The following is a 25,011-nucleotide window of genomic DNA, read 5'->3' as shown; positions in this document are numbered from 1 at the left end:
CCAGACAGTGAGGAACTTCATGAGCAGTCAGAGCGAGTCATAGCGTTCACACTGCAACTTCAGCGTCCCAACTTGCAGGAACCTCCCCCACGCGCGCGAACCTATAGGCGGGTGAGTTGCATGCGCTACCAGAGAGTGATTTGGGCGTTGGTGGGTCTGTTTGCGTTTGGGGTTGCGCTGGTGCTGGTGATGACCCGCGCGGCGCGTCGGGAGCCGCCGCATGTGCCGAACCTCGTGCGCGAGTCGCTGGGGCAGTTCCCCACGCCGCCAGGCGCACGCGAGGTCGTCGCGGCGTTCCCCGTAGACCTGGACGACGACGGCAACCACGAGGTGGTCGCCGTGCGCCAACGGCTCAGCACACGGCAGGGCGACGCCGCGCTTTGGAGCGACCTGCACGGCAAGTTCGAGACGCTGCCAATCGCGGTGTTTTGTGAATATACCTACACGCCTTTCCCTGCCTACGAAAGCAAACGCCCCACGCAACCCATCCTGCAGCGCGAGGTGATGGGCTGGGACGCGACCACCCAACGCCTGACGCGCCTGCGCCGCGAAGGGAACGCCTTCGCTCTAACAGCGATAGGTGATGTGCGCACCGAGCGGTTTCCAATTGCCACGGTATTCGATGCAGACGGCGACGGCGTGCCTGAAACGCTGCTGGTACACCTTGCCCCGCGCCCGACGGCGTTCCGTCTAACCCCAGAGGGGCGCTGGCAACCGTTGGCAGAGCCTGTACCTGATCCAAGTTCAGTAATTGCGCAGTTGCAAGACCAAGTCTCTCTAAAACACCGCCAACCATCAGGACAGTTGCAGATTAGCACGCCTGCTGTGTTTCTGTACCAGCCTCCGCGCCCGACTGTGCCGCTGCCCGACGGCGACGGGGACGGCAAACCCGAACAGTTCGATGTGCTGCAGCGCACAATACGCCTCTCCCGCGGCAAGCAGATACCGTTCCCGCATCCGTTCACAGCAGGCGAGCAGTGGCTCGTCGCCGAGCTGGACGGCGCTGCCCCGCAGGAAATCATCTACGCCCGACAGAGCGGAACCCCAGCGAACACCCTGTTCGAAATTACAGTGTACCACCTCAAAGACGGGAAACTGCATACAATCCTCACGCATAGCCTTCCGAAGGAATACTACCTTGCGCTGGAGGCAATGGATGTGGACGGCGACGGGCGCGACGAACTCATCACGAACACTGTCGAGTCGGGCAACCGTGCGCGCTGGACAGTCTGGCGCTACGCCAACGGCGCGCTGGTGGAGCAATCGGGCGAGCATCGCACAGACCTAAGTCGCCTCGCGGACGCAGAGTGGCTGATGCGCGGCAAGCGCACCCTCGCAGCGAACACAACCCATGAGCTGCGCCGAGGGTATCGCGTCGGCGGGTCTGATACCGAAGCCCCCGCAACGCTTCTCTCGGAAGCGCCGTCCATACTGCAGACGGCGACCGTGCTGGCAGGAATCCCCGACGGCGACGCGGCGGCTGACCCCGCGCGATGGGCAGTCCTCGCCCTCGATGGGCGCGTCGTCTGGTTCGGCGACTACGACTCGGACGGCAGCGAGGAGTATGTGCTCAGCCACGCCGCGGGCGGGGGCGTCGCGCAGTTCCGCGACGGGCAGTGGCGGTACACGCCGCTGCTGACGGGCGAGCCGATTGTGGCGGCGTTTCCCGCGCGGCGCAACGGGCAGCCAACGCTGATCATCATCTACCGCAACGGCGCCATTGAAGCCATACGCCTCGCAAGATAAACCGCCAAATCCCGACCCAAATCGCCGATTCTGCGCCCAAACCCTTGAAACTTTTGCAGGGCGCATGGAGTATAATTGGCTATCACACGCTCAGGGGGTATAGTATGACCAATACTGCTGTCAAGGAAAAAGTTCGGGTGAACGACACGGAGTTCGAGATTACCCTCAAGCCCGTTCTGCCGCAGACGGAGAACGACCCGATGGTTCTCGATCAGCCGTTGCCGACGCCCGACGAGGTGCTGGAGCGCGTGCCCTCCATCGAGCGGCTGCCGCGCTGGGAAGACGGCGCACGCTAACCGATGAACGCGCGGCTACAGCGCATCATGACGGAAGTCGCGCTGGCTGCCGTCCGCTACTCCGCGACGCGCAGCGCCCACTACGACGACGAGGCGGGGAGCTGGGTCATCATCAAGGACTTCCCACTGCCAGCGGGATACAACTACACGCACACCGATGTGCTGATCCTGCTGCCTGGCAACTACCCGCAGACGCCGCCCGACTGGTTCTATGTGGATGCGGAACTGCTGCTCGAAAACGGCGACGAGCCTGACCATGTGTTCTATGACGACCTCAGCTTCGACCCGAACGAGGAGTGGTTCGAGGACGCCCCGCCGCAGATGCGCGGCTGGACGGGCTGCTGCCTGCACATCTACGACTGGCAGCCCGCCGCTGACCCGCTGCAGGGGCACTCGCTGCTAAGTGTGTGCGAACTCATCAAGGAGGCGTTCGAGCGGTGGAAGTGAACCCGAACCATGCGCCAACGACCGTGACGCTGGACTACTCGCCGATGACGGGCGAGGTGCGCTTCCCGCAGGCAGTCTGGGAGCAGCTGCGGGCGACGCTGCTGGCGGATCTTAGCCGCGAGACGAAGTGCTTCGTGCTGTGCCGCACGCTGGAGAGCAGCGGGCGCGTGGTGTTTCTGGCGCGGGAGGTCGTGCCCGTGCCCGACGAGGCGTATGCGCAGCGTTCAGCAAGCCTCGTGGAGACGCGCCCTGAGTTCGTGCACGCGCTGCTGGTACGCTGCGCCCGCGAGGGCTACGCGCTACTGGACGCGCACACGCACCCGTGGACGACGCTGCCGCGCTTTTCGGGCGTCGACGACCGCAGCGACCTGCAGAAGTTCCAGACCACGCAGTCGATGTCGCCCCCGTTTCGGCACGGCAGCCTCGTGTTTGGCTGCGATATGAGCTTCGAGGGTCGCTTCTGGGACTACACGCGCGAGGCGATGGCGACCATCACGCGCCTGCAGGTGCTGGAGACGCCCCCGCGCACGCTGTACGGCACAGACTGCCAGCCCCCCGACTGGACGCGCACGGCGCTGGCGGTGTACGACCGTCAGGTACGCGCGTTCGGGCTGGAGGGTCAGGCGATGCTCAGCCATCTGCGCGTGGCGGTGGTCGGCGCGGGCGGGCTCGGCTCGCAAATCGCCAACGCGCTCGCGCTACTCGGCGTCGGACACCTGCTGCTGATTGACCCCGACCGACTGGAGCTGAGCAACCTGAACCGTGTGGTGGGCGCGAGTTATGCGCAGGCGTTGCGCGGCTGGCGCAAGGCGCGCGCGTTGGCGCAGCGGCTTAACCGTGCGCGCCCGCCTGGGCGTCGCACCGTTGCCCCGCTGCCGCTGGATGTGCGCACACGCGAGGCGCTGGCGCACCTGCTCAGCTGCGACCTCATCGTCGGCGCAGTGGACAGCGCGGTCGCACGCCAGTACCTCAACACCGTCGCGATGTGCGCGCTGATCCCCTACCTCGATGCGGGCGTCGGCGTCCGCAGCGAGAACGGACGCCTCGCGCAAGGCGGCGGACAGGTGCAGGTCATCATCCCTGGCGCGACCGCGTGCCTCGCCTGCACCGAGCGCGGCATCCGCCAAAGCGTCGAAGAACAACTCACGCCCCACCAGCGCGAACTCTCCATTCGCGGGGGCTACATTCAGGGCGAAGCGATACCCAACCCGCAGGTGGTGTTCCTCAACGGCGTCGTCGGGAACCTGCTGGTGTGGGAGCTGGTAAAATTAGTGACGCACTGCGCGCCCGTGCAGCCGTATGTGTATTACGACCTGCCGGGGCAGCATGTGTTTCCCGCGCGCGCCGAGCGCAACCCGAACTGTCTGCTCTGCGCGGCGCACCCCGACAGCCTGCTGGGGCAGGGGCTGTACGGGCTGATGGGCTACCTTGCGCCCCGACGCGCCCCGAAAAGCAAACCCATCCCGACACCACGAGGGGGATAACCGATGGCGAAACCGATTCCGTTCAATCGGCGATGGCTGCAGAATCAGCAGGCGCGCGCAGAGGCGGCGGCTGACCCCGCTGCTGCAGCACCGCCCGTCGTCCGAGAGCAGGCACAGCGACTGCAGGCAATCATTTGCGCCGCGCTGAATGTCCCCGAACCCGACGACGAGGTAGACCCCATCGAGCTCGTGCGGGCGTATCTCCAAGAGCTGCCGCGCGAGGCAGACGCCGTTCTCTACGCGCGGTTCGAGAGCCAGTGCCCCGGCTGCGGCGAGCCAATCCAAGTCGGCGACCCCATCGTGCGCCACCCGCAGTGGGGACGGTATGTGCATGCCCACTGCCGCAACCGCCAGCAACGCGCCGCGGTCGCCTACACCATCGTCGCACGCTACCCTGGCATTTGTCGACACTGCGGGCAGCCCGTCCACCCCGGCGAGCGCATCACACAAGTTCCCCGACTGGGCTGGGTTCACGAGCCGTGCGCCCAGCAGCGTCAGCGCGACTCGTAGCGCCCGTGCAGGAACCGTCGGCGGCGGCTCGAATATCGCCTCGTGTTCGAAGCGCAGCTGATTTTCCCGCTCAACGGCTGGCACAATCACGCCTCCAGCCTCGTGGAGTGCCCCAACGGCGACCTGCTGGCGTGCTGGTTCAGCGGTTCAGGCGAGCGCACGGCGGACGATGTGCAGATTCTGGGCGCACGCCGACGCAGTGGCTCCTCATCGGCAACGACACCGAGCAGGGACGCCACCAACTCGCCGTCTGGCTCTCGGACGACGAGGGGCGCACTTGGCGCATCGCTCGCCACTTGGAGCGCGACGCCGAGGGACGCGGACGCTACGCCTACCCGTGCGCGATTCAGGCGCGCGACGGGACGATTCATGTGACCTACAGCTACGCGCTGGAACGGGACGACCTGCCCCGCGACGAGCAGGGCAGACCCAAGCGCAGCGCGATCAAGTGGGCGCGCTTCGATCGCGAGTGGTTGCTTCAGGGCGACTCATCGGGTATCCTATAGGGCGATGCATGCGACGCTGCCGCCGCCTGTGGACGCGCCTGCAGGGGCGAGGCTGCTGTACCGAAGCGAGAACGCGCTGGTCTACGAGCGACGCTTCTACTCGGACGACCCGCTCGCCGCGCAGGAGTTCGAAAGCGACACGGACTGGGCGGAGTTCGTGCTGAGTCTGCGCCCGCCCGACGCGGAGCATCTGGTCTGCCCGCGCACGCTGCGCAGCGATGTGCGCTACCTGCATCACCATCTGGTGGCGCGCCTGTCGCCTGAGTGCCTGCGCCGCTGGCTCGCGCCCGACGGCGCGCGCGTGCTGCCTGAGCTGCAGCCGTTCGTGCGCGGCGACGCCCCGTTCCCGCGCACGCTCTACCTGCTGGTGGACAACCCGCTGCTGCACGGCGTGGTCGAGGCGCTGCTGATGCCCCCGCCCGTCGGCAGCCTGCGCCTGTTCTACGAGGGCAAGTTGCGCGAGCTGGTCGCCTTTTTGTGCTTCGCGGAGCCAGAGGTGGTCGCTGCCCAAGACGACGCCCGCCTGCGCGACGCGCTGGAGTACCTGCAGCAGCACCTGAGCGACCCGCACGCGCTACAGAAGGTCTCCGAACGACTCTGTGTCAGCCCGCGCCAGTGTCAGCGGCTGTTCCGCGTCGCGATGGGCTGCTCGCCGTCGGAGTACCTGACCGAGTTGCGCATGCGCCGCGCGGCGACGCTGCTGGTCAGCACGAACCTGTCGGTCTCCGAAATCGCGCTGGAGGTGGGCTACCTGAGCCTAAGCCACTTCTCGCGCGTGTTCCGCGAGCGGTTCGGCAAGACGCCCCGCGCCTTCCGCGCCGCGCCCAGCCTAAGCGTCGAGGAGCTGTCGCTGAAGTGAACATAGCCACAGTACCTGCAAAATACGCGCCTGTCCTGGGAAACAATAGAGGTTGAGGTACAATAAATTGCCCTTTTGGTAGGGCTATCGAATGGAGGTACGAGCATGGGTGCTTCTCGAGCCGTGTTGGTTGAAACATCCGCATCGCAATGCTGGACGCTCAGAAACACAGCGATTTACTGGCAGTGGCGCAGCGTGTTGCTACTTGCTCTACTGTGGGTGTTGCCGATAGCCCAGCCTGCCCACGCGCAAGGACGCCCAGAGATTGTCTGGATGAGGGGGGGGCACCGCTGGGGCATCACCCAAGTCGCGTTTTCTCCCGATGGGCAAATGATTGTGTCTGTAGCCAACCCAGAGGGCACTGTGAAATTGTGGCGCGTGTCGGACGGAACGCTTGTGCGCACTCTGAAAAGACAAACCGTTGCACGAAGTGTAGCGTTTTCACCCGATGGGAGCCTTATTGTGTCGGGGAACGCCGACGGCACGGTTGATCTGTGGCGAGTTTCGGATGGCTCGCTCGTGCGCACCTTTAGCGGATACACCTCTATCGTCAGATGTGTAGCATTTGCCCCTGACGGCGCTCTTGTCGCGGCTGGAAGTGAAGACCATACGATTAGGCTCTGGCGCGTGTCAGATGGCGCGCTCGTGCATACGCTCACAGGGCACACACGCCATGTGTCGGCTGTGGCGTTTTCACCCGATGGGCAACTGCTTGCCTCCGCAGGCTGGTTTGGTGATAACACCATCAGGCTGTGGCGTGTGTCCGACGGCGCGCTCGTGCGCACGCTCAACGAACTTGCCCACAGCGTAGCCTTTTCACCTGATGGCAGCGTACTGGCTTCTGGGGGCTACGATAGGAGTGTCAAGCTCTGGCGCGTGTCGGACGGCACGCTCGTGCGCACGCTTGAGGGAAACACAGACTCCATACATAGCGTCGCGTTCTCGCCCGACGGAAGTATCGTTGCATCAGGTGGCTACGATCGCACCATCAGGCTCTGGCGTGTGTCGGATGGAACACTCCTGCGCACCCTCACAGGACATACACACTGGGTCAGAAGCGTTGCGTTCTCTCCCGACGGGCGTCTAATTGTGTCTGGCAGTGAGGATAGCGTGATTAATCTTTGGCGCGTCTCCGATGGCGTGCTGGCGCGCACGGTGACGGGGCACACCTCATGGGTGAGGGGGGTCACATTTGCACCCGACGGGAGGCTACTTGCGTCTGGGGGCGACGATCAAACGGTCAGGCTCTGGCGCGTGTCGGATGGAATGCCTGTGCTTACCCTCCGCGAACACACCTCTTGGGTCACAGGCGTTGCCTTCTCGCCCAATGGAGAGCTGCTCGCCTCATGTGATGACAGTGGAAGGATTATTTTCACGCGCGTGTCAGATGGCTCGCGCGTGCGCACTCTTTCAGCACACTCTTCTTGGGTTGGAGGCGTCTGTTTTTCTCCTGACGGAAACCGACTTGTCTCAGGCGGCGGCGACGCTCTTGTCAAGTTATGGAGTGTCTCGGATGGAACCATGTTGCGCACGCTTAGAGGACACACAGACGGCGTCAGAAGCGTCGCGTTTTCTCCTGACGGGAACCTGATTGCCTCAGGCAGCATGGACTCTACTATCCGAGTATGGCGCGCTTCCGACGGGGCTCTGGTGCGTGTCTTTACGGGGCACACAAGCGGGGTGTTTACCGTCGCCTTTTCCCCCGACGGAAGCTTGGTCGCGTCGGGCGGCAGCGACGGAACTGTCCGACTCTGGCGCGTATCGGACGGTAGACTTGCGAGCACGCTCGTCGGGCATACATCGTGGGTCAATAGCGTTGCGTTCTCACCCGATGGAACAGTGATTGCCTCGGCAAGCGGCAACGCGGAAATCAGACTATGGAGCGTCTCAAACGGCTCACTCATGCGAACTTACAACCAAGAAACCGTTTTTGGCGTCCCCTCGATACAGTTTTCTCCGAACAGTCGCTCTTTTGCCTACGGACGCGGCGATGCAACCATCGTCCTCGCACGCAATCCCTTCTGGCAGGTTGGTGATGTGAACGGCGACGGCTGTGTGGATAATTCTGATCTCCTGCGGGTGCTGCTGGCGTTCGGTCAGACGCTTGCGGAACTTGAAGATCTCAACAACGACGGCGTGGTGGACGATGCGGATTTGCTGATAGTACTGTTCAACTTTGGAACGGGGTGCTGAAACCACTTGCCATGCATGCAGTTGCACGCATTCGGGGGGCATAGGGCGCAGCGCCGTGTTGAAACCATATGTTGTTGACTGCGTGCTTCACCCCCCGCCCCAGAACCGCCTGTCGACGCTGCGGTACTGCACCGCTTCGGCGATGTGGGGCAGTTGAATCGCGTCCGAGCCTTCTAAGTCGGCGATGGTGCGTGCGATTTTGAGGATGCGGTCGTAGGCGCGTGCGCTCAACCCCAGCCGCTGCACCGCCATGCGCAGATACCCCCGCGCATCCTCCCCAATCGGGCAATGTTCCCGCGCGAGTTTCGAACTCATCTGCGCGTTGCACACAATTCCGTAGGGGCGCAGCCGTTGCAGTTGCCGCTCGCGGGCGCGCACCACGCGCTCGCGAATCGCCGCCGAACTCTCGCCCGCCTGCAAGGTCAGCAACTCGTCCTGCTTGAGGCGCGGCACTTCCAAGTGGATGTCGATGCGATCCAGCAGCGGTCCCGAAATGCGCTGCAGGTACTTGCGGATCATCGTCGGGCTGCACTGGCAGGTCTGGTGCGTGTCGCCGTAGAACCCGCACGGGCACGGGTTCATCGCCGCGACGAGCATGCAGCGCGCGGGGAACTGCACCGCCGCCTGCACGCGCGAGACCGACACGACGCCGTCTTCCAGCGGCTGGCGCATCGCCTCCAGCACATCGCGCTTGAACTCGGGCAGCTCGTCCAGAAACAGCACGCCGTTGTGCGCCAGCGAGATTTCGCCCGGACGCGGGATGCTGCCCCCGCCCACCAGCGCGGCGTAGGAGGTCGTATGGTGCGGCGAGCGGAACGGGCGCGTGGTCATCAGCCCCGTCTTGGGCGGCAGCAGCCCCGCCGCGCTATACAGCCGCGTCGTCTGCAACGCCTCCTCCAGCGTCATGGGCGGCAGAATCGTCGGCAGACGGCGCGCCAGCATCGTCTTGCCCGACCCTGGCGGACCAATCAGCAGCACATTATGCCCGCCCGCAGCGGCAATCTCCAGCGCGCGCTTGGCTTGCTCCTGCCCACGAATCTCCGCGAAGTCCACCTCGTACTCGGCGGGCTGGCGCAGCAGCGCGTCCACATCCACGCGCACGGGCGACTTGTGCGCGGGGTTAATCAGCAGCTGCACGGCGTCCAGCAGCGTCTCCACGCCGTACACCTCGACGCCGCCGACGACCGCCGCCTCCGCCGCGTTCGCTTGGGGCACAATCAGCCGCCGCTTGCCCGACTCGCGCGCGTGCATCGCTATCGACAGCACGCCGTTCACCGCGCGCACGCCGCCGTCCAGCGACAACTCGCCCACAATCAGCGTCCCCTCCAGCGCGTCTAACGGAACCTGCTCCGACACCGCCAGAATGCCAATCGCCATCGGCAGGTCGTAGGCGGGACCCTCTTTGCGCACATCGGCGGGCGCGAGGTTCACCGTGAGTTTGAGCAGCGGGAAATAGAGTCCCGAGTTGCGAATCGCCGTGCGCACGCGGTCGCGCGACTCCTGCACCGCTGTGTCGGGCAGCCCGACCAGCGTCCAAACGGGCGCGCCCTGCTGCAGGTCAATCTCAATCTGCACGGTGAAAGCGTCAATCCCGTGCAGCGCCGCGCTTTCGACACGAGCGAACATAGCCGCGCCCCGATTCGGCGAATCGGCGACGGTTCCTGCTACCAGACGCCCCACAGCGTTTTTCGAACAACGAGTCAAATTCCGCGCGGCTGGGGTATACTCTTGCACGAGGAGGCAAGTTATCGATGAAGATATTAGTTTCCGTGAAGCGTGTGCCTGACCCGTATGCGAAGATTAGCCCGAACGCATCGGGAACCGACATCAACCGCGACGGACTGCAGATGGCGGTCAACCCGTTCGATGAGATTGCGTTAGAGGAAGCGATACGCCTCAAGGAGGCGGGCAAGGCGACTGAAGTGGTCGCCGTGTCCATCGGCAGCGCCGAGGCGCAGGAGCAGTTGCGCACCGCGCTGGCAATGGGCGCAGACCGCGCGATCCTCGTGCAGACCAACGATCCCCTCGACGCGCCCAGCGTCGCCAAAATCCTCGCCGCCGTCTACCAGCGCGAGCAGCCGAACTTGATGCTGATGGGCAAGCAAGCCATCGATATGGACGAGAACCAAGTGGGGCAGATGCTGGCGGCGATGTTAGACCTGCCACAGGCGACCTTCGCGTCGAAAATCACGGTCGAGAACGGCACGGCGACTGTAGAGCGCGAGACGGACAACGGCATCGAGACCGTCCGAGTGCCGCTGCCCGCGATTATCACGGCGGACTTGCGCCTGAACGAGCCGCGCTATGTCGCCTTGACCGGCATCGTGCGCGCCCGCAGCAAGCCGCTGGAGACGCTGACCCCCGCCGATTTGGGCGTGCAGCCGCGTGCGCGCGTGCGCCTGACCCAAGTGGAAGCCCCACCTGCACGCAAGGCGGGCAAGCGCGTGAGCGATGTCCACGAACTGGTGCGCCTGCTGCGCGAGGAGGCGCGCGTCATCTAAGGAGGCAAAGCCATGAAGATTCTGGTGCTGGCAGAAACGGACGGCGGGCGCGTCTCGGAAAAGAGCCTGCCCGCGATTGCTTTCGCACAGCAGAAGTCGCCCGATGCGTTCACCATCTTGGCAATCGGCGACAACCTGCAGTGCATCGAGACGCTTACGGGCTACGGCGCGCAGGCGGTGCTGACCGTGAACCACCCTGCGCTGGCGAAGCCGCTGGCAGAGCGGTACGCGCCTGTAGTCGCCCACTACGCGCGACAACTCGGCGCGGACGCCATCGTCGCCACGACCACCACCTTCAGCCGCGATGTGCTGGCGCGCGTCGCAGGACTGCTGGACGCGCCGATGCTCAGCGACATCATCGCGCTGGAACAAACCGACGGCAAACTGGTCGCCAAACGCCCCATCTACTCGGCGAACCTCATCGGCACATTCGAAGTGGAGGGCAGCCCCGTTGTGATGACCGTGCGCGGACCCGCGTGGGGCAAACCTGAGCCGAAAGGCGCGGACTCGCCCGTGCAAACCGCTGAAGCCCCCGCCGACATCCCGACCCGTTCCGAGTGGGTGCGCCTGCAGGGTGGCGGCGGCGGACGACCTGACCTAACCCAAGCCCGCGTGGTCGTCTCTGGCGGACGCCCCCTCAAAGACCCAGAGACCTTCGAAAAATACATCGGCGGGCTGGCGGACGCGCTCGGCGGCGCGGTCGGCGCAACCCGCGCGGCTGTCGATGCGGGCATTGCGCCCAACGAACTCCAAGTGGGGCAAACGGGCAAGACCGTCGCGCCCGAACTCTACATCGCCGTCGCCGTCTCTGGCTCCGTGCAACACCTGGCGGGCATGAAGGACTCTAAGGTCATCGTCGCCATCAACACCGACCCTGAAGCGCCCATCTTTCAGGTAGCCGACTACGGGCTGGTGGCAGACCTCTACCAAGTAGTGCCCGAACTGACGGAACTGCTGAAAAACAATAAGGGACAATAATACCTATCGCGTGGGCAAAGTTTACGATAACCAGCAAGACTGAAGACCCCCTCCTTAAGGTTCCCCCTGCTCGCAGGGGGAACCGAATCCGTGCGCGGTTCCCCTCGCGAAGCGTGGGAACCTGCAGGAGCGGGGCGGACGCTACTTCACCTTGCAGGTGGAGACGCCGATGAGCTTGTAGAGGAAGCACTGCCCTACAAGCCCCGACAGCAGCAGCGGGACGCCAATCAGCCCCAGCCAGTTCTGGGCGTACACGCCCCAGCCGATAATCGCCGCGCCCAGCACAATCCGCAGCACGCGGTCAATACCGCCAACATTCGGTTGCATGGTGTTGCACCTCCTACGCTATTCTACGCAACTGCCACACGCATGGTTTCAGAAGCGGAACGGATCGGGTTCGTCGTCATCGTCGTCGAGCAAGCCGAGCGGTGCGTCTACAGGTGGCTGCGTGTCGTCGGGGAGCGCGCTCGACTCCACGCGGTGCGGGTGGATGACGGTGGGCAGGGCGCGTTCGAACGCGCGCAGCACCTCATCAGGCGCGGGTGGGTTGACCAGCACCTTGTGCATCGCGCCGATTACAGCGTCGCGGTTCGGCTTGCCGTTGCCGTTGCAGGTGCGGGCAATCAGGTCAGCGACGGCGTTGCGCTGCAACTTAGGGTTCAGCTGGCGCAGGTGCTGCCACACGGCGTCTTCGAGGGGCAGGTCGGGCGCGGGGGGGTAGGTTTTCAGACCGTCCTGCCCGCGCATGAGCGCAGGGCGCGGGAAGCGCACGAAAATCGGCTGGTTGAAGTACGGGTGGCGCACCAGCATCTCGCCAGGCGCAAGCGCGCCGAGCTTCTCTTTCGCCGCGTCGCCGAAAATCGCGTACCCCGGCTGCGCCAGCTCCTCCATCTCGATGCGCCCGTACAGCGCGGTTGAACAGTTGCCCACCACTTGGCGGTCAACCTGCGAGCGGAACTGCTGCGCCCCGAACAGCACCAGCCCCAGATACCGCCCGCGCGCGCAGATGTCGCGCAGCGTGCGCATCACATAGGTCTCGCGATTGGTGTTCGGCGCGTACTGGTTCAGCTCGTCCACCACCACGACCACCGAATCGACGCCTAAGTCGCGCTGTTCCATCCGCTCGCGCAGCTCGGCGATGATGCGCGTGAAAATCAAATCCTGCGCCTCCGCCGACATGTTCGCCACATCGATCACATACACCGTGCGGTCTTGGAACTCGCCCCACGGCAGATCGGAAGGCTTCTCGCACTCGCCGACCAGCCCCGCAAAGCGCGTCGTCAGGTTCACCAAGCGGTTCTGGATTTTGCGGATGGTCTCCACCGCGAAGCTGCGCCACTGTTTTTGGTTTTTCGCCTCCAGGTACTTCAGCACGAGTTCGAACCACTGTACGAGGTCGGTGAAGCTGCGCACCTTGAGCTGAGTGGGCAGGTTGCGCGCCTGCAGAATCTCCGCCTCTTCGCCCTCGAACTCGAACACCTCGGGGTCAATCACGCGCTGGCGCAAAAACTGCAAAAAGGCGTCCGCTTTGGCGTCCACATCGTCTTTGTTGAGCAGCACCTCCACATAGCGCATCACCTCTTTCATGCCCCACAGGAGTGGGCGCACATTGTGGCGCAGGTTGGGGTGCGTGCGTAAGGTGGCGAGGTTCATGCGGTCAGGCTTGTAGGGCGCGTAGTATTCCACATGCGGGAACGGCTTCGGCTGAATGCCCACCGCCTGGTAAACCTTCAGGTCGTGTTCGCTCAGGGTGTGCAGTGGCGCGTGGTCAATAAACAGCAGGTCGCCCCCTTTGACATTGAAGCACACAACCGCTACGCTTTTGTGCGCCTTCTGGAAGATGGCGGTCAGCAGGAACTGAATTGCGCTCGTTTTGGCGGCGAGTCCACTCGTGCCCGTGACATTCAGGTGTCCCGCTTCGGGTCCCAGCAGAAAGTCGGCATCCAGATAGATGGGCACGAGCGTTTCGCCGCTTTCGTAGACGCCGACAGGGATGCGCCGCGCGGGGGGGATTTCATCGATGCGCAAGGCGTAATGCACATCGGCTTCGGTCGCCAGATAGACGGGCGCAATCGGGGGGGGCTGCACAGGCTGCTCAGGGTAGTGGCGCAACACTGCCGCGCGGTAGAGGCGGATCTCGGTGCGCACGGTGGGCATAGGCATGAGGGGGTTGCCGTCGAAGCCCAGGTAGTCCGCTAATGGGTTGGGCACATCGTTGTAGGTGTAGCCTTCGGTGATGACGCCCCATACTTTGCGTGCGCCTGCGTCTACCTTGACCAGCGCGCCGATGCCCAGCGAGGCGTCTTCGGTCGCCCAGAAGTGGAACTCGTAGGCGGTGTTGGGCTGCCGCTCGGTCGCCACCACGCGCCCGATGACCTGACGACTGGTCGGCGGCGCGCCGTTCGTCTGTACCGCTGCTAACGATTGGGTCTGCATGATGATCACCCGCTATATGTGGGATTATACCCGACGGATTCGCGGACGCAAGTGCATGGGAGTATATCCATACTTGCGCTGTCAGCAGTGGTATACTTTAATTATAACGGCGGGATCTATCGTGTGGGCGCTACGGCTTGCTGGGGCAGTGTATCTGGGGAGCGTGCTTTGGGCGCGTGGAGTGCCCGACACAGCATGGTGGGGGTTCGGCGCGTTCGTGTTGGGCGCGCTGGCGGTGAGCCTGTGGGAGCGTCGCGGGCGCACGCTTGCGGCAACGGGTGTAGCGTTGCTTGCAGATTACGCGCTGGTTGGGGGGCTGCTGTGGGTGGTGGGAGGCACGGCAATCGCCTATTGGCTGTTCGTGTTGCCGCTGGTGTACGCGCTGTATCGTTCGGGCGCGGCGGGCGCGTGGTTGGGCGGCGTGTTGGGCGGCGCAGCAGTGTACCTAACCGACTGGCTCCGCATAGGCGCGTTGCCTACCGATGCAACGACCCTGAGTTGGGTAGGCGGGCTGGCAGGGCTGGGCGGCGCGCTGGGCTGGCTCTGGCAACGGCGCATTCAGTCTGAGCAGTTGGCACTGCTGGACGAAGCGGCGCGCGCCGTCGAACAGAGCGAAGCCGCCGAACGGCGCGTGCGTGAGAGCTATCGCGAGCTGGCGCACCACTACCATCGGCTGGAGGAACACCTGACCGCCTTACAGGACACCGCTGAGTTGCTGCACGCGCTGCAGCAGGCGCGGGAGCCAGAATCGCTGTTGCACGCGCTGCTCGAACGGCTGCGGGCGCGGTTCGGCGCATCAGGCGCGGCAATCTACCTCACCGACGAAACGGGCGCGGTGGTGCAAGCCGCGTGCGCCACAGGCGCACTCGCCAAACTTGAGAAAACCGCGTTCACCACGCCCGTGCGCCCGTTTCAAAAACAGCCCAGTATCCAGCCGCTGGTCAACCATGTTCGTGCGGCTGTTCTGGGAATCGAGCGATTGACGGAGGCGCATCAGGAATCTGCCGAGCGCGCCGACGCAATCGTTGTTCCCCTGATGGGCGAGGGGCGTATTCTGGGCGTGGTCGCGCTCACGGCGCGCGCAGCAAGCGGGTTCAGTCCCGAAACGCGCGCCCGCGTCCGCGCACTTGCGCCGCACCTCACCGCGCTGGTGACGCTAATCGACCAGATGCGCCTGATGAGCGTGCGCCTTGCGGAGACCCAGACACTGTACGACTTGGAGAACCTGCTGTTCAGCGTCGAGAGCCCGCGCGCCCTGCCCCAGCGTGCGCTTGCCGTACTCAAGTTGGTGCTGCCGTATGAGCATGCCCAGCTGCTGCTGTGTAGCGACAAGCAGTTGGAACTCGTGGCACAAGAGGGGGCGATGCCCCCGCTGCACACGGCGTTGCCGAGCCTGAGCCAAGCCGAGCTGCCCGCGCAGGCGTGCCTCTACGACGCCAACCACGAGCAGGCACAGGCGTTCGCGCCCGCCACCAGTTTGATGATAGCCCCCCTGCGCGGCGGCGTGCGCATCCAAGGGCTGATTGCGCTCGGTCGCACGGAGCTGCCCGCATTCCATGAGGTAGACCTCGAACTGCTCCAGACGCTGGCGTTCCAGCTGACCAGCGTGCTGGAGCGCGCCCTGCTGCTGAGCGACTTGGAACGGCTCGCCGTGACGGACGGGCTGACGGGGCTATATAACTACCGCCACTTCCAAGAGCGGTATCGGGAGGAGGTGAACCTCTGCCGACGCTACCACCACCCGCTGGCGATGATGCTCATCGACTTGGACGGCTTCAAGCAGGTGAACGACACCTACGGGCATCTGGAGGGCGACTACCTGCTGGTGCAGCTGGCGGATGTGCTGCGCCATACGCTGCGCAACACGGAGCTGATTGCCCGCTACGGGGGCGACGAGTTCGTGGTGCTGATGCCCTCCACGAATTTGCAGGGGGGCGTCGCTGCCGCGAATCGGGTCTTGCACGCCGTGCGCGAGACGCACTTTTTGGACACGATGGGCGCGCCGCGCTTCCGAATTACGCTGAGCATCGGCGTCGCCGCCTACCCCGACAGCACGCAGAACCCCGTCGAATTACTGGAAAAGGCGGATGAAGCGCTCGAAACCGCCAAGCGAAGTGGCAGGAATCGGGTCGTCGCCAGCGAAAATATCGTATAAATACTGAAGTCGCCCGCACCGCCGACGGATTATAATATAGGCACTGTGCTGGGCGAAAGTGGAGAGCGCGTGATGAAACCCACGACCCTGCAACAAGCCGAGGAGTATCTACAGCGCGGACGGCTAAAACAAGCGGCGCGGGTGCTGCGACGCGCCGTGCAGGCGGGCGACGCGCCCTTGGAATGCTACCTGCGCCTTGCGGAGGTGTGCCGCATGCAAGAGAACTGGCGCGACGCCATCGACGCCATCCGAGCCGCACTTCAATGCCAGCCCGACTCCGTAGTGGCTCGAGAACGGCTCATCGAGCTGCTCATCGAGAGCGGACGCCTTGCCGAAGCCGTCGCCGAGTGCGAACGCTGGCTCAGCGAAATGCCCGAGCACCCCACCCCGCTGGAACTGCTGCTGGACGCCCACTGGCACGCGATGGACTACCCGCGCGCCCTACAGGCGGCGAACCGACTGGTGAACCTGCAGCCTTACGCCGCGCACTACCGCCTGCGCCGCGCACGCCTGCTGGACAACCTCGGACGGCGCGGGGAAGCCGTCCGCGACTACGAATGGCTCGCCTTTGAAGCGCACGCCCCGCGTGGAATCACGGTCTGGGCGACCCTCGAACTGCAACGGCTTGACAGGCTGCAGATTCGCCAGCTGATGTGCCTGCTGATGGAGGACGCGCTGTTCTGGGTGAAGTTCATCCGCGACCCGAAAGACGCGGCGCGCGAGCGCGGCTTCATCTTCAGTCGCGTCGGCGAAGAGGTGCTGGAGGCGCTGCCCGACACGCTCTTGCGCGAGATGCCGCGCCCCCTCCGCCACAATGCAGGCTATAGCTGAGCGACTGCAGCCCGTTCGCCACGCGCTCGGCGCGCGCACGCTGGTGATGGGCGTGCTGAACACCACGCCCGACAGCTTCTACGACGGCGGCAGGTACGCGGCGTTCGAGCGCGCCCTCGCACGCGCCGAACAGATGCTCGCCGAAGGCGCGGACATCCTCGACATCGGCGGCGAATCGACCCGACCTGGCGCGGAACCCGTGCCCGAAGACGAGGAGCTGCGCCGCACCGTCCCCGTGATCGAAGCCATCGCCGCGCGCTATCCGCAAGCGATTATCTCCATCGACACGACCAAAAGCCGCGTCGCCGAACTTGCGCTGCATGCCGGCGCGTGCATCGTCAACGACATCAGCGGGATGACCTTCGACCCGCGCATGGCGGAGGTCGCAGCGCAGGCAGGCGCGCTGGTCGTGCTGATGCACATTCAAGGCACGCCGCGCACCATGCAACTTAGCCCCCACTACACCGATGTGGTCGCCGAAGTGCGCGACGCGCTCCGCGCCCACGCCCAACGCGCCGAGCAAGCAGGCATCCCACGCGAGAACATCTGGCTGGACCCTGGCATCGGCTTCGGCAAGACCGTGCAGCACAACCTGCAACTGCTGCGCCATCTGCCGACGCTCAAGTCGCTGGGCTACCCTATCTTGATAGGCACTTCGCGTAAGTCGTTTATCGGGCATCTGCTGGGCGGGCTGCCCCCTGAAGAGCGGCTGGAGGGCACACTGGCGACGCTCGCGCTCGCCGTCGCGTGGGGCGCGGACATCGTGCGCGTGCATGATGTGCAGGCTGCCGTGCGCACCGTGCGGATTGCCGACGCGCTCGTGCGTGAGGAAACACTAACAACAGTCCACACCGCCCAAGTTCGCAAAAATGAGAGCAATTGATGACCCCCTCCGTAAGGTTCCCCCTGCAAGCAGGGGGAACCGAACGGGCGCGCGGCTTGGTTCCCCTCGCGAAGCGGGGGGAACCTAAAGGAGGGGGGAATTTTAGACGCGCGATTGGTATAAACGGCTATGAATCGCTACCTGCTGAGGAACGGACGCCTGCTCGACCCGTCGCAGTCGCTGGATGTGCGGGGCGACCTGCGGCTGCGCGAGGGGCGCATCGCTGAATGGGGCGACGCGCTCGCGCCCGACGCAGGCGAGACGGTGATTGACTGCACGGGCTGCTGGGTCGCGCCAGGGCTGGTGGACATCCATGTGCATCTGCGCGGCTTGGGGCAAAGCTACAAGGAGACGCTGCAGACGGGCGGCGCGGCGGCGGTCGCAGGCGGGTTCACCAGCGTCTGCTGTATGCCTAACACCGAGCCGCCGTTGGACAGCCCAGCGCTCGTGCGCGAGATTTACGCTCGCGCCGAACGCGAGTCGCCCTGCAGGGTCTATGTGGTCGCCGCGCTCACGCAGGGTATGCGGGGCGAGACGCCGTGCGACTATCACGCGCTCAAGCAGGCGGGCGCGGTCGCCTGCTCCGACGATGCTTTCCCCGTGCAGTCTGCCGAGGTGATGCGCCGCGCGATGCTCGGCTGCGCCGCCTACGGGCTGCCTGTGGTGACGCACTGCGAGGACAAGTCGCTCAGCGACGGCGCGAGCATGCACGCGGGGACGGTCAGCGCGCGGTTGGGGCTGAAGGGCGCGCCTACCTCCGCCGAGACCGTGCAGATTGCTCGCAACGCGCTGCTGGCGCACGAGACAGGCTGCCACCTGCATGTGCAGCACCTCTCGACGGCGGTGGGCGTCGCGCTCGTGCGGTTTTTCAAGGGGCTGGGCGTGCGCCTAACAACCGAAGTCGCCCCGCACCACCTGCTGCTGACCGACGAGGCGTGCGCAGGCTTCGATACCGACGCGAAGATGAACCCGCCGTTGCGCACGGACGCCGACCGCGACGCGCTCACGCACGGCGTGCTGGAGGGCGTCATCGACTGCATCGCGACCGACCACGCGCCGCACGCGCCGTTCGAGAAAGCGCAGCCGTTCCCCAGCGCGCCGTTCGGGATTGTCGGGCTGGAGACCGCGCTGGGATGCATCCTGCACTGGAACCGCCAGTTGCCCCAGCCGCTGGAGCCGCTGCAACTGGTGAACCTGATGAGTACCGCGCCCGCGCGACTGATGGGGTTGCCTGCGGGCACACTGCAACTCGGCGCGCCCGCCGATGTGGTAGTGATTGATCCCGACCTGCGCTGGCGGGTGGACGCAACGCAGTTCCGCTCGCGCAGCCGCAACACGCCGTTCGAGGGCTGGGCACTGACGGGCAAGGCGCGCTATACCTTCGTCGGCGGCGCGTTGGTGCATCGCGGGGACTAATCGGGTATACTGCGCATGGTGATGCGTATGGCGACAATCGCCGCAAAACAACAACCGACCGAAATCATCTACCCTGACTCGGACGGCAAACCGATGGCAGACAACACCCTGCAAGCAGACGCGATGACGATTATCTACAACAATCTGCGCGCCATCTTCGCCGACGACCCGAATGTGTTCGTCGCGATGGACTTGCTGTGGTACCCTGTGGAGGGCAACCCGCGCATTCGCGTCGCGCCCGATGTGCTGGTCGCGCTCGGACGCCCCAAAGGGCATCGCGGCTCCTACAAGCAGTGGGAGGAGGGCGGCGTTGCGCCGCAGGTGGTGTTTGAGGTGCTGTCGCCGGGCAATCGCACGGCGGCGATGAATGCGAAGCGTCGGTTTTATGCGCGGTATGGGGTGCAGGAGTATTATGTGTATGACCCTGACACGGGGCTGTGGCAGGGTTGGGTGCGTCGGGGGCGTCGGTTGACGCGCGTGCGTCAGATGGAGGGCTGGCGCAGCCCGCTGCTGGGGATCGTGTTCGGCAAGGGGTTCAAAGAGAACCCAGGCTTGAGCCGTCCTGATGGCAGCGCGTTCATCACTTTTGAGGCGTTGGCGCGTATGGCGGAGCTTGCGGAACGGCGCGCCGAGCGCGAGCGTCAGATGGCAGAGCGGTTCCGTCAGCAGATGCTGGAGGCGCAACGGCGCGCGGAACGCGAGGAACGGCTCGCACGACAAGAGCAGCGCCGCGCCGAGCGATTGGCGCAACGGCTGCGTGAACTGGGGATTGACCCTGACACGCTGGAGTAGCGTCGCTTACTCCCGCTTCTCCATCAGCATTTGCAGCACGCCGTCGTCGGGGAAGCGTTGCAGTCCGCGCCACGCCCAAGTGCGCATCCTGCCCAATTCGCCGAGCTTGTAGGCTCTCAAGGCAAGCCAGCGGTAGGCGTACAGCAGCCCCTCCCGCTCGAACGGATTGCTCGGCGTCCAGTCCGCGCCGTTCTCCACCGCCCGCAGCAGATACCGCTCGCTCAGGTCGTACCGCTCGGTGTAGAGCAGGTGGTAGCGTCCCAGCTCGGTGAAGATGGCGATGCTTTTGGGGCTGTTGCGTGCACCCTCTTCCAGAAACGCCAACGCCTGCGGGAGGTTTTTGGAGTTGTCGAACAGAATCATCTGCGCGCCTACGAGGTAGCCGGGCACAAAGGTCGGGTCAATCCAAGTCATGAAGCGGTACAGGGGCAGCACCTCGCGCACGGGGCGGTGGAAGTGGTGGCGCACATCGAAGTAGGGCTTCACATTTCGCTCAATGTCGCCCCAGAGCCAGCGCGGGTCGCGTTCGGGTTCGGGGATGACGCCCGTTTCGTCGTGGTGGTCGTGCAGTCCGTCCGCGCTGCTGGCGGCGTGCGCCGTGCCGTGCTGTTTCTCGCGCTCGGTCATCGGGCGCAGGCGCACGCCCCCGTGCGTATACTCGTCGGTCTTCGCCCACAGGTAGCTGGCGACGCTGCCGCGAAACTCGCCCATCACCGACGCCAGCGCCTTTTTGTCGTACACGGTCAGTGCGTCCAGCGTCTCCGCGCGCTGCGTGTGGTAGGGCGTGGCGACCCGTACCAGCGCGCCGCTCACTACGGCGCATAGGGCAACCACTACCGCGCCTATCAGCGTACCCACTTGCACGGGGTCAATTATCGGCAGGACGGGCGTTGCGTCTCACTTAGTGTCGGGCAACAGAAACCGCATGCGTTCACAGGCGTCCATATGTGTACCTGCTGCTGCAGGAGAACTTTTCACAAGGAGGTGCAGTATGCGAATCACTTGCATTTGGGCGCGTGGTCTACTCGTATGTGGAGTGTTAGGGCTGGTTGCAGCGTCTGTTGTGCCTATGGCGCACGCGACGCCCAAGCGTGCGGAGCGCAAGTCGCCCCCTGCGGCTGAGCGTGTGGAGGAGTCCCTCCCCGCGACGCCGTCCGCCCCGCCGAAGCCGAAGCCGTTCGGCCCGCCGAAGCCGAAGCCGTCCGCCCCGCCGAAGCCGAAGCCGTTCGGCCCGCCGAAGCCGAAGCCGTCCGTTGCCCATGCCGCGCCGCCTGAGCGTCGGTTGGCATCCGCCGAGCGCGTCGGCGTTTCGGCGGATTGGACGCTGAACTACTTGCCCAGCGAGGCAATTGAGGTGGTGGGCGTCGCGCCGTATCCTGCCCGCGCCGAGTCGCGTGCGCACGCGCGTATGCAGGCGCGTCAGGCGGCGATTCTGGACGCCCAGCAGCAGTTGGTGGAGCAGTTGTACGGCGTGCAGGTCACTGCCACACGGCGCAAGAGCAATCAGCGTATAGACGAGGACATCGTCGTCCACACGAAGGGCGTGCTGCGGGGCGCGCGGATCGTCGCCGAGCGCGATCGGGGCGATATGTACGAGGTGCGCATGCGCTGGACGCCGCCCAGCGGGGCAGGTGCGCTCCCCCAGCCAGAGCGACAGCCTGCCTTGCCGAAGCCGACGCCCGTTGGAACGCCCCCGACGCGCCATGCACCGCGCATCCCGATGGGCTACACGGGCGTGGTTATCGACGCGCGCGGACTGGGGCTGCAGCCCAGTATGTCGCCGCGCCTGCGCGACGCCTACGGCAACACACTCTGGGGCAACCTCGAGATAGCGCCCGAAGTGGTCATCGAGTACGGGCTGGCAGGCTGGGCGCGCACCGAAGCCGAACTCCAGCACCCTAATCTGCGTGCGCGCATCGGCGAGAACCCGCTCTGGATACGCGCGATTCGTGTGCAAGGCGTGGGGCGCAACGAGATCATCCTCGACTCCGCCGACGCCGAACGCCTACTTCGCGAGAACGCCGTCGGCGGCTTCCTGGAACGGCTGGCGGTGGTGTTTTTGTACTAAGTGTGAGACCATCACCGCCGCACCGTCGCCGACTCCAGAATCGTGAGTGTCCCGCGCACGCTGTCCAGCTCCGCCAGCACGCCATAGGGCAGCGTGAGCGGGTCTTTGATGTGCCCGAACGGGAAGCCCGCCATCGACGGCTGCGGCAACCCGCCGAAGTAGTCGTCCAGTATCTCGTCGGGCGTGAGTGTCCGCTCGCCCTCCTTGACATGTTGTTCCCAACGGGTGTCCTCGCTGAAGGCGATTCCGCGACAGACCGCCCACTTGCCCGCCAGCGCAAGGTGGTTCAGCATCGCATCGAGGCGATAGGGCGGCTCGTCGACATCTTCGATAATCACAATCGCGTCGCGCGTGTCCAGTTCGTAGGGCGTGCCGATGGAGTCCGCCATCAGGCAGAGGCAGCCGCCCGTGATGCGCCCCTGCGCCTTGCCCGGCACAATCGTGCGGTAGGGCGCGTTCCAAGGGGGCAGCTCGCCCAGCGGTTCGGGAACCTCCAGCGCGCGCCAGAACACCTCCATCGCGTGGTCGGGGATGGGGCGCGTCATCGTGATGGGCATCGGCGCGTACAGCCCGACCAGCCCCACCTGCCGCAGCAGCCACAGATGCAACACGGTGATGTCGCTGTAGCCGATGAGCAGCTTCGGGTGGTTGCGAAACACCGCAGGGTCTAAATACGGGATGAGCCGCGCTGCGCCGTAGCCCCCACGCGAACACAGCACAGCGTCCACATCGTCGCGAGCGAACATCGCCATCAAGTCGTGGGCGCGCTGCTCGTCCGTGCCTGCTAAGTAGCCCCGCCGCGCCAGCGCATACTCGCCCAGCACAATCTTGTAGCCGCGCTGGTAAAACGGTTCCAGCCCTTTCTCCAAGTCCTCCGCCTCGATCGCGCTGGAGGGCGAGACCACCCCCAGCGTCATGCCAGGTTCAATCGCCTTCGGTCGGAGCAACTCCATAGCGGTTCGGATACGCCCCCCAGCGAGAGAATCCTGCCCCTCTAAAAAACGCGCCCGTCTACCAATAATTAGCGCAGGAGGCAGAAGGAGATGCATATTCACGCAAACTTGGCGGAGCAGTTGCACATCAACGAGCAGAACTTAAGGCAGCGCAAGCAGTTTCTGCGCCTCAGTCAACACGAGGCGGAGCTTTTGCGCAAGTACGCTGGCTGGGCAGAGCAAATCGCCCCCGCCTACGCCCGTGAGTTCTACGACTTCCAGTTCGACTTCCCTGAGACGCGCGCCTTTTTCGAACGCTATGCGCATAAAAAAGGCGTCTCCCTCGCCCAGTTGCGGGTAGCGCTGGAGAACGCACAGGCGAACTACCTACTGGACATCTTCCGCGAGGCGCAACGCGGCGGCGACTTCGGGATGGACTTTTTCGCCAGACGGCTGCGCATCGGCTACACACATAATGTCATCGACCTGCCGATGAAGTGGTACCTTGGCAGCTACGGACTGCACACAGACCTGTTAGCGCGCTACATCCGCGAGTCCGAGCATATCCCAGCAGATGAGGGTCGCGACCTGTTCCAAGCCGTGCTGCGGGTGTTCTACTACGACATTCAGGCGGTCGTCGACTCGTTTATTGTGATGCTGCTGCAAGATTTCGGATTGGACACCAGCACAGTACGTGTACAATCGCAGAGCCAAGACCTGACAGAGTATCTTGGCGACATCCGTCGCCTGTTCGCCGATGCGATTAACTCCTCGCTCGATGCCAGTGGCGAGATTCTGCAGGCGTCCTCGAATCTCAAGGAGACGACCGACCAGACGCAGCTGGCAGTAAATCAAATTGCCTCCGCGATTGAGCAGGTGGCGCGCGCGACGACGCACCAAGCGACGCAGATTCACCACGCCGCCGAGTCAACGCGCACCTTAAGCGAGGGCGTGCAGACCGTCTCGCGCGGCGTTGAGGAGCAGGCGCAAGCCGTGCAACGCGCCACGCAGGTCATCGACCAAGTGGGCGGCAAAATCCGCACGACCGCCGACAAGGTACGCGCGATGGGCGAGCATTCGCAGCGCATCGGCGAGATGATCGAAGTGGTCAACCAAATCGCGTTTCAGACGCACCTGCTCGCGCTCAACGCCGCGATTGAAGCCGCGCGCGCGGGCGAGGCGGGACGCGGCTTCGCCGTCGTCGCCAAAGAGGTGCAACAACTCGCCGAACGCTCCGCGCAGTCCGCCAAAGATGTCGGGCAACTCGTGAACCAAATCCGACAGGTGGTCGGCGAGGCGGTCGGCGCGATGGAGCAGTCCACCCAGCAGTTCGAGCAGGAGCTGGTCACCGCCGTGCGCGAGGTGAGCGCGATTGTCGAGCAGTACCGCAGCGTGGCGCGCCAGATGGCGCAAAGCGCGGAGCAGGTGCGCGTCGCGATGGACGAGGTCGCCAGCTCGGGCGAGCAGACCAGCGCCGCTGCGCAAGAGGTCAGCGCGTCCAGCCAAGAGCTTGCCGCGCAGGCGCAGGAGGTCGCCCGCTGGGCGAACGAGCTTTACCAAATCGCCGAGCGGCTCAATCACGCGCTGAGTGCGTTCCAGCGCCGCGAGATGCACACCACCACCCGCGCGGCGTAGGAACCAACTCGGGGCGCGGGAGCCGCGCCCCATGCCCCCTTTGGAGTGCTGAAGCGTCAGCTTCAGCGTCGGGCGGAAGCTCCGCTTCCGCACTCCATAAGCCGTTGTGTTCGCTTCAGCACGCGCGAAATCTGCACGAGTCCCCTCTTTGGAGTGCTGAAGCGTCAGCTTCAGCGTCGGGCGGAAGCTTCGCTTCCGCACTCCATATCCCCCTCGCCTGCGTGCGGGCGGGCGCGTGCTGTTTTGCCCTCATCCCTAACCCCTCTCCCACGCAGTGCGCCGACCCTATGGAGTGCTGAAGCGTCAGCTTCAGCGTCGGGCGGAAGCTTCGCTTCCGCACTCC

The 25,011-nt window shown here is 64.8% G+C and carries 22 protein-coding genes; 17 read left to right on the top strand and 5 right to left on the bottom strand.

Annotated features, from left to right (window positions below; translation table 11 throughout):
• Window positions 1-120: 120 nt before the first annotated feature.
• The 8 genes from NW855_RS06535 to NW855_RS06500 all read left to right on the top strand — a co-directional run bounded on the left by NW855_RS06535 (window position 121) and on the right by NW855_RS06500 (window position 8,041).
• Window positions 121-1,746 carry a hypothetical protein gene (locus NW855_RS06535; protein WP_414508555.1) on the top strand — a complete coding sequence of 542 codons (1,626 nt, stop codon included), beginning with the start codon at window positions 121-123 and terminating at the stop codon, window positions 1,744-1,746.
• Between the two features lie 104 nt (window positions 1,747-1,850).
• The gene (locus NW855_RS06530) at window positions 1,851-2,042 is read left to right on the top strand and encodes a hypothetical protein (protein WP_414508554.1); all 192 of its coding nucleotides are present in this window, start codon (window positions 1,851-1,853) and stop codon (window positions 2,040-2,042) included.
• 3 nt (window positions 2,043-2,045) lie between these two features.
• Entirely contained in the window at window positions 2,046-2,489 is a 444-nt protein-coding gene (locus NW855_RS06525; RefSeq protein ID WP_414508553.1) for an E2/UBC family protein, read from the top strand.
• Window positions 2,480-3,973, top strand: coding sequence for a ThiF family adenylyltransferase (locus NW855_RS06520; protein ID WP_414508552.1), 1,494 nt, complete (start codon window positions 2,480-2,482; stop codon window positions 3,971-3,973). The genes NW855_RS06525 and NW855_RS06520 overlap by 10 nt, the downstream gene beginning before the upstream one ends.
• A gap of 3 nt (window positions 3,974-3,976) precedes the next feature.
• Entirely contained in the window at window positions 3,977-4,483 is a 507-nt protein-coding gene (locus NW855_RS06515; protein ID WP_414508551.1) for a hypothetical protein, read from the top strand.
• Window positions 4,484-4,590: 107 nt separating this feature from the next.
• Window positions 4,591-4,989: an exo-alpha-sialidase gene (locus NW855_RS06510; RefSeq protein WP_414508550.1), complete on the top strand. Its 399-nt coding sequence runs from the start codon at window positions 4,591-4,593 to the stop codon at window positions 4,987-4,989.
• A gap of 4 nt (window positions 4,990-4,993) precedes the next feature.
• Window positions 4,994-5,848, top strand: coding sequence for a helix-turn-helix domain-containing protein (locus NW855_RS06505; RefSeq protein WP_414508549.1), 855 nt, complete (start codon window positions 4,994-4,996; stop codon window positions 5,846-5,848).
• Window positions 5,849-5,953: 105 nt separating this feature from the next.
• Complete coding sequence (locus NW855_RS06500) at window positions 5,954-8,041, top strand: hypothetical protein (protein WP_414508548.1); 2,088 nt, start codon at window positions 5,954-5,956, stop codon at window positions 8,039-8,041.
• Window positions 8,042-8,128: 87 nt separating this feature from the next.
• Here NW855_RS06500 and NW855_RS06495 read toward each other — a convergent pair whose 3' ends face one another.
• Complete coding sequence (locus NW855_RS06495; protein WP_414508547.1) at window positions 8,129-9,667, bottom strand: YifB family Mg chelatase-like AAA ATPase; 1,539 nt, start codon at window positions 9,665-9,667, stop codon at window positions 8,129-8,131.
• A 125-nt stretch (window positions 9,668-9,792) separates the two neighbouring features.
• On the opposite strand from NW855_RS06495, the gene NW855_RS06490 reads away from it, so the two are divergent.
• Together NW855_RS06490 and NW855_RS06485 are read left to right on the top strand one after the other, a co-directional pair.
• Complete coding sequence (locus tag NW855_RS06490) at window positions 9,793-10,542, top strand: electron transfer flavoprotein subunit beta/FixA family protein (RefSeq protein ID WP_414508546.1); 750 nt, start codon at window positions 9,793-9,795, stop codon at window positions 10,540-10,542.
• Between the two features lie 12 nt (window positions 10,543-10,554).
• Window positions 10,555-11,520 (top strand): electron transfer flavoprotein subunit alpha/FixB family protein, encoded by a 966-nt coding sequence (locus NW855_RS06485; RefSeq protein ID WP_414508545.1) that lies wholly within the window; start codon window positions 10,555-10,557, stop codon window positions 11,518-11,520.
• A gap of 141 nt (window positions 11,521-11,661) precedes the next feature.
• Here the strand turns inward: NW855_RS06485 and NW855_RS06480 are convergent, their stop codons facing one another.
• A complete protein-coding gene (locus NW855_RS06480; protein WP_414508544.1) occupies window positions 11,662-11,847 on the bottom strand; it encodes a DUF2892 domain-containing protein in 186 nt (61 codons plus the stop codon).
• A 48-nt stretch (window positions 11,848-11,895) separates the two neighbouring features.
• Window positions 11,896-13,956: an ATP-binding protein gene (locus tag NW855_RS06475; RefSeq protein ID WP_414508543.1), complete on the bottom strand. Its 2,061-nt coding sequence runs from the start codon at window positions 13,954-13,956 to the stop codon at window positions 11,896-11,898.
• A 181-nt stretch (window positions 13,957-14,137) separates the two neighbouring features.
• Between NW855_RS06475 and NW855_RS06470 the strand changes: the two genes are divergently transcribed.
• The 5 genes from NW855_RS06470 to NW855_RS06450 all read left to right on the top strand — a co-directional run bounded on the left by NW855_RS06470 (window position 14,138) and on the right by NW855_RS06450 (window position 20,033).
• Window positions 14,138-16,111, top strand: a complete 1,974-nt coding sequence (locus tag NW855_RS06470; RefSeq protein ID WP_414508542.1) for a diguanylate cyclase — start codon at window positions 14,138-14,140, stop codon at window positions 16,109-16,111.
• A gap of 72 nt (window positions 16,112-16,183) precedes the next feature.
• Complete coding sequence (locus NW855_RS06465; protein WP_414508541.1) at window positions 16,184-16,942, top strand: tetratricopeptide repeat protein; 759 nt, start codon at window positions 16,184-16,186, stop codon at window positions 16,940-16,942.
• Window positions 16,943-16,988: 46 nt separating this feature from the next.
• Window positions 16,989-17,825 (top strand): dihydropteroate synthase, encoded by an 837-nt coding sequence (gene folP / locus NW855_RS06460; RefSeq protein WP_414508540.1) that lies wholly within the window; start codon window positions 16,989-16,991, stop codon window positions 17,823-17,825.
• A 129-nt stretch (window positions 17,826-17,954) separates the two neighbouring features.
• Window positions 17,955-19,241, top strand: coding sequence for a dihydroorotase (locus NW855_RS06455; protein ID WP_414508539.1), 1,287 nt, complete (start codon window positions 17,955-17,957; stop codon window positions 19,239-19,241).
• A 15-nt stretch (window positions 19,242-19,256) separates the two neighbouring features.
• Window positions 19,257-20,033, top strand: a complete 777-nt coding sequence (locus NW855_RS06450; protein WP_414508538.1) for a Uma2 family endonuclease — start codon at window positions 19,257-19,259, stop codon at window positions 20,031-20,033.
• A gap of 6 nt (window positions 20,034-20,039) precedes the next feature.
• Here NW855_RS06450 and NW855_RS06445 read toward each other — a convergent pair whose 3' ends face one another.
• Complete coding sequence (locus NW855_RS06445) at window positions 20,040-20,867, bottom strand: tetratricopeptide repeat protein (protein ID WP_414508537.1); 828 nt, start codon at window positions 20,865-20,867, stop codon at window positions 20,040-20,042.
• A 448-nt stretch (window positions 20,868-21,315) separates the two neighbouring features.
• Between NW855_RS06445 and NW855_RS06440 the strand changes: the two genes are divergently transcribed.
• On the top strand, window positions 21,316-22,101 hold the full coding sequence (locus tag NW855_RS06440) for a hypothetical protein (protein ID WP_414508536.1): 786 nt from the start codon (window positions 21,316-21,318) through the stop codon (window positions 22,099-22,101).
• Between the two features lie 11 nt (window positions 22,102-22,112).
• On the opposite strand, the gene NW855_RS06435 is transcribed toward NW855_RS06440, so the two are convergent.
• A complete protein-coding gene (locus NW855_RS06435) occupies window positions 22,113-23,054 on the bottom strand; it encodes a S66 peptidase family protein (RefSeq protein ID WP_414508535.1) in 942 nt (313 codons plus the stop codon).
• A gap of 108 nt (window positions 23,055-23,162) precedes the next feature.
• Here NW855_RS06435 and NW855_RS06430 point away from each other — a divergent pair, with 108 nt between their 5' ends.
• Window positions 23,163-24,668, top strand: coding sequence for a methyl-accepting chemotaxis protein (locus NW855_RS06430; protein ID WP_414508534.1), 1,506 nt, complete (start codon window positions 23,163-23,165; stop codon window positions 24,666-24,668).
• Window positions 24,669-25,011 lie beyond the last annotated feature (343 nt).

The organism is Synechococcus sp. RC10B2, assembly GCF_047502635.1.
Note: the sequence above shows the minus strand (reverse complement) of the source record. Positions and strands in the feature narration are given on the sequence as shown.